This window comes from Ignavibacteria bacterium, assembly GCA_016873845.1.
Taxonomy (GTDB): domain Bacteria; phylum Bacteroidota; class Ignavibacteria; order Ch128b; family Ch128b; genus JAHJVF01.
In genome coordinates this window covers 1-5,144 of the sequence record VGVX01000110.1, presented here as the reverse complement: position 1 = coordinate 5,144, position 5,144 = coordinate 1, and the positions used below count along the sequence as shown (strand labels likewise).

Annotated in this window: 6 protein-coding genes; all 6 read left to right on the top strand. The window is 34.8% G+C overall.

Going from position 1 to position 5,144, the window contains the following annotated elements:
- The first annotated feature begins 65 nt into the window (after positions 1-65).
- Positions 66-539 carry a PTS sugar transporter subunit IIA gene (locus FJ213_12740; protein ID MBM4177016.1) on the top strand — a complete coding sequence of 158 codons (474 nt, stop codon included), beginning with the start codon at positions 66-68 and terminating at the stop codon, positions 537-539.
- Between the two features lie 208 nt (positions 540-747).
- Positions 748-2,004: a histidine--tRNA ligase gene (locus tag FJ213_12735; GenBank protein ID MBM4177015.1), complete on the top strand. Its 1,257-nt coding sequence runs from the start codon at positions 748-750 to the stop codon at positions 2,002-2,004.
- Positions 2,005-2,029: 25 nt separating this feature from the next.
- On the top strand, positions 2,030-2,488 hold the full coding sequence (locus tag FJ213_12730; GenBank protein ID MBM4177014.1) for a hypothetical protein: 459 nt from the start codon (positions 2,030-2,032) through the stop codon (positions 2,486-2,488).
- 3 nt (positions 2,489-2,491) lie between these two features.
- Positions 2,492-3,334 carry a prolipoprotein diacylglyceryl transferase gene (gene lgt / locus FJ213_12725; GenBank protein ID MBM4177013.1) on the top strand — a complete coding sequence of 281 codons (843 nt, stop codon included), beginning with the start codon at positions 2,492-2,494 and terminating at the stop codon, positions 3,332-3,334.
- 8 nt (positions 3,335-3,342) lie between these two features.
- The gene (rlmB, locus tag FJ213_12720; GenBank protein MBM4177012.1) at positions 3,343-4,080 is read left to right on the top strand and encodes a 23S rRNA (guanosine(2251)-2'-O)-methyltransferase RlmB; all 738 of its coding nucleotides are present in this window, start codon (positions 3,343-3,345) and stop codon (positions 4,078-4,080) included.
- A 160-nt stretch (positions 4,081-4,240) separates the two neighbouring features.
- The coding region (locus FJ213_12715) for a hypothetical protein (GenBank protein ID MBM4177011.1) at positions 4,241-5,144 on the top strand (904 nt) is incomplete at its 3' end.

Below are 5,144 nucleotides of genomic sequence, written 5' to 3'. Positions count from 1 at the left end.
ACCTGCAATTGATTTTAGAATAACGTTAATTTATATTTGAACGCTTAATTAATGAATACTATAAGATGAAAATCAGCGATTTACTTAACCAAGAAAATGTTTTGCTCGAATTAGAAGCAAAAGATAAATATGAAATAATTGATGCATTGGTCGATACTGTCTCGAAATCGAGTAAAGTGTTGGATAAAGATAAAGTCAGAAATTGTGTTCTCGAGCGTGAAAAAGTTCTCTCAACTGGTGTGGGAAAAGGCTTTGCCGTGCCACATGGAAAAACTGATGCCGTCACAGAGATTGTCGTTGCGTTTGCAATTACAAAAAATCCAGTTGATTACGAAGCTTTGGATGATCAACCTGTCCGCCTTGTGTTTCTGATAATTGGAAGGGATAGTTTAGTTAGTTCACATATAAAACTGTTGAGTAGAATTTCGCGCCTTATGAATAATGAAGATTTTCGTGAATGCCTGCTCGATTCTAAATCTGTTGTTGAAGTTATTGAACATTTTAGAAAAGAAGAAGCAAATTATTTTGATATATCCTGAAACTTTGTTCATAGCTTCCATAATAGTGAAAATTCAATGAGGAGGTTAAATATTTATTTTTGAGAATCATTAGACAATTTTTCAATTTAAAATCGATACTTATTATTTCTTATTTATTATTCGATATTCAAAAGAACAAAATTTTCATTAATAAATACTGATTTGTCATCTTATTATATAAAATAATTTTTTTCCTAATTAATCGATAATGTTTAAATCTATTCGCGGTACAAAAGATATTTTCCAACCTGAAATTTTTCGTTGGCAGCGGCTTGAGTCTTACATTCACCAATTGATGAAGCATTTCAACTTTACGGAAATCCGAACCCCAGTTTTTGAAGAAACAAGTCTATTTGCGCGAGGTATTGGGGATGAAACAGACATTGTCGGAAAAGAGATGTATACTTTCACGGATAAAAGCGGAGCCAGCCTAACGTTAAAACCAGAAATGACTGCAGCAGTAGTGCGTACATTTATTCAGCACAATCTTGGTGAAATCCGTCCTGTAAATAAACTATATTATATCGCACCGATGTTTCGGCAGGAAAGACCTCAAGCAGGTCGTTTTAGACAATTTCATCAAGTAGGAGCAGAGATATTTGGTACAAAAAGTTTTATTGCTGATGGGGAGTTAATAATTCTTGCTGATGAAATGCTTCGCGGATTGAATGTCAAAAATTTAGAGTTGCATTTAAATAGTGTTGGATGTCCGGTATGCCGATCGATTTATGTAGAAAAATTAAGGGAATACTTCTCTCAATTCGTTGATAAACTTTCAGAAGACAGTAGAACGAGATTGGATAAAAACCCTCTTAGAATTCTTGATTCGAAAGATGAACAAGATACCCTACTGAAAAATGATGCGCCTTCGATACTTGAGAATTTGTGCGATGACTGTAAATCCCATTTCGATGGATTAAAAGAGTTTTTGACTATGAATCAAATTAAGTTTTTACTCAATCCTAATCTTGTCAGAGGCCTGGACTATTACACAAAAACAGCCTTTGAATTTACATCAAGCGATCTTGGTGCACAGGATGCAATTTGCGGAGGTGGTAGGTACGATCTTTTGGTTTCTCAACTTGGGGGGAAGGAAACACCAGGAATTGGATGGGCGTGCGGCATCGAAAGAATTTTATTAGCAGCTGAAAAATATGAACAATCTGAAGAAACAAAGTTAGATTGTTTCGTTTGCACAGTAAAAAGTGATTTTAAAAATTCGGCGTTCAATATTGTAACAGAAATTAGACGTGCAAATATCGCATGCGAAATAGATTTATTAGACCGCAGTCTTAAAGCTCAAATGAGAGAAGCCAATCGACAGAATGCCAAATTTGTTATAATTGTTGGCGAAGAAATGCATGGAGGAAATATAACGCTGAAGAATTTATCCAGCGGCGAGCAAGAACTTATTGAGTTAAAAGATGTGCAGAAAATTCTCAAAAATAAACTTGCCTCAAGCTAGTAGTTTTGCTTACTTCATTTGACTTATGGTAAGAACAAAAAAAGAAAAACCCGCAAGTGAATTAGCTATTATTGACGAATCGACAGGGTGGACACTTAAATACGAATATCAAATTAAACCTGTTTTTGAATTCGACGAAATTTTGAAGAAAAATTTTTTTATAATCGAGCTGTTGACTTACAGGGAATTCGCTTCATTCAGATATGTCATTGATTATATTTTATCAAATCAGAATAGAGAGTATAAAATCAAGATCAAAGGATTAAATTCAAAGGATATATCTTTCCCTTATGCAGGAAAAGCTTCGGTAAGAATTAAGCTTCCATCTTTAATTGGTTTATATACTTTCCATATAATAAAAAAAAATGGTGAGACAAATTCGTTCGATCTGAAAATAAATTCTTATGAAAGAAGCGTTATCTTAGAAAGAGAATTTTTAAAGGATAATAAGAAACACAAGAAATTTGTAGAATATATAGGATAATTTATGTGCCCACAACTTTTTGAAATTGGACCGTTTACAGTTTATAGCTATGGCTTGATGCTTGGAATCGGATTTATAGTTGCAAGCTATCTGCTATCAATTGAGTTCAAACGGAAGAAAATTCATACCGATTTAGCCACTGAGATAACATTACTTGCATTGATCTTCGGAATTATTGGAGCAAAAATGTTTCATTTATTCGAAACGTGGGATACCTTTATTCAAGATCCAATTGGCGAAGCTTTTTCGGCCGGCGGATTAACCTGGTATGGGGGATTTATTCTTGCGGTAATTGCAATTTGGATAAATTCACGCCGAAGAAATTTACCATTCTTTGTGATTGCTGACTCTGTTTCGCCTGCTTTAGCGATTGGTTACGGGATTGGACGTATGGGCTGTCATCTTGCCGGTGACGGGGATTATGGAATTCCAACAACTTTACCTTGGGGAACGGATTACTCTGCAGGTACATATCCTCCTTCATTAGCTTTGAAATATCTTTATCCCGATGGCAACGTTCCTGAAGGTATACTTTGTCATCCCACTCCGGTTTATGAGTTCATTCTTGCTGTAATCATTTTCTTAATTCTTTGGAAGATTAGAAAGAAAAATTTTCCGGATGGAAATTTATTCATGTACTTTCTGATTCTTCATGGGCTTTCACGTTTTGCTGTTGAATTTATTCGGATAAACCCGCAATTGCTATTTGGTCTATCTGAGGCACAAATTATTTCAGTGATATTAATTCTAATTGGAATAACAGGGATCATTTTCTACAAAAAAAAATCAGACTTAAAACGATTCGATCCAACGACCGTGAAATATACTCCGAAACCCAAAAAGTAATTTTGTAAATGAGTTTAATTGTTGGTCGGCATCCTGTTCTTGAAGCGCTTAAGTCGGGAAAATCAATTGAGAAAATATTTGTCCTATTTGGCTGTAAAGGGGGGTCGTTAGGTGAGATACTTAAATTTGCTCACGATAAGCATGTAAAAGTTGTTGAAATTAACAAACAAAAATTTCAAGAGATAACAAAAGACCTGCCGGCTCAGGGAATAGCTGCATTCATTTCTGATAGAAAATATTTTGAGATTGAGGACATCATCAGCGAGGCGGAAAATAAAAACCAAAAACCATTCATTCTCATTTTTGACAATATTCAGGATCCTCATAATGCCGGAGCTTTAATCCGCACTGCTGAATGTATGGGCGCTCACGGAATAGTTGTTACAAAAGATAATTCGGCAAGCTTAAACAGCACAGCGGCAAAAGCATCTGCCGGCGCAATTGAGCACGTTAAAATTTGTAAGGTTACAAATCTCGCCCGCTCGATTGATGCGATGAAAGAAAAAGGAATATGGATAATTGGCACTTCATCGAGGGCAGAAAAAACAATTGATCAAATTGATGTAGACCTTCCGCTTGCTTTAGTTCTAGGCAGGGAAGGCGAAGGAATGCGGCGATTAACTGAATCGAAATGCGATTTCCTTGTCAAGATTCCTCTCTATGGTAAAATCGATTCATTGAATGTATCTGTTGCAGGGGGAATATTAATGAATGGGATACAAAATCGAAGAAGAAAAATTTTCTAAAATCTTTATCACAATTTTCATTTTTTATCCCTCCTCAGATAAAGCGCATCTTCCAGTTTTCATATTCCATTATCCATGCCCAATTTTCAAATACAATACAAATTCCTCTGTACTTTGATTTTATTCTGTCGTAATTTAAGAGTGTTCGAGAATGCTTTCTATGAAAATAGATTTCACCACTCTAAAAAATAGCATACAAATTATCTCAGTGGATTCAAAAAATTTAAAGGTATTGAGTCAACTGGTAAAAATATCCCGTATTGTTGCATGCAGCTATCTTAACAATATCAGACCATCGCTCCATTACTTATACCAGCAACAAGGCATTACAACAACTGACCTTTCGTACGATTGTATTGCCGAAATATTTTCAAGGGATGAAAATGATAGTTTTTATCGGATCGAGAAGTTTTGTAAATCATTAAACGATTCACTTGAAAAAGTTTCGGAGATCGACATTTTCCTTGCATGGAAAAGTTTTCTTATAAAGGTTGTCGATGCACAATTGGCCAGACTATATTCTCAGTCTGACCCAACTGGAACAAAAATTCTCAGAAATATTCGTGACGTTGTTAGAGAAAGCGATTATTTCATAATGGAGAAAACAATGTCAGGAAATATGCTTGTCCCTAAAAATGTTAATCCACTTTATCACCTCCCTTCAATTCCTATTGAAAAATTTGAGAGCGAGTACTTTACTACAACGTTTGATAGGAAAAGTAGTTTTAATGAACAAATAGCAATCGTTTATAATATTTTGACAGGACAATCCGAATACAGAAGGACAATACTGCTATTAGATATCAGTAAAATATTTAAGCACAGATTTTTTAGCGATTCCATTCCAAATAACTCCAACAACGAGAGTTCTTATAATGTTAGGAGTTTAACTAACTTAGAGATTGAAGAATTTGAGTCTAGAGTTTTGTCAACATTAAAAGAGAAGATATTCCTTCAATATTTTGCTAAAGGTAAATTTAACAAAGCTCAAGCAGAAGGTGTATATTTTGCAGTTCGGGATATTGTCAACGATTGGTGCTTAAATGGCGAGTGTGAAGAAACAT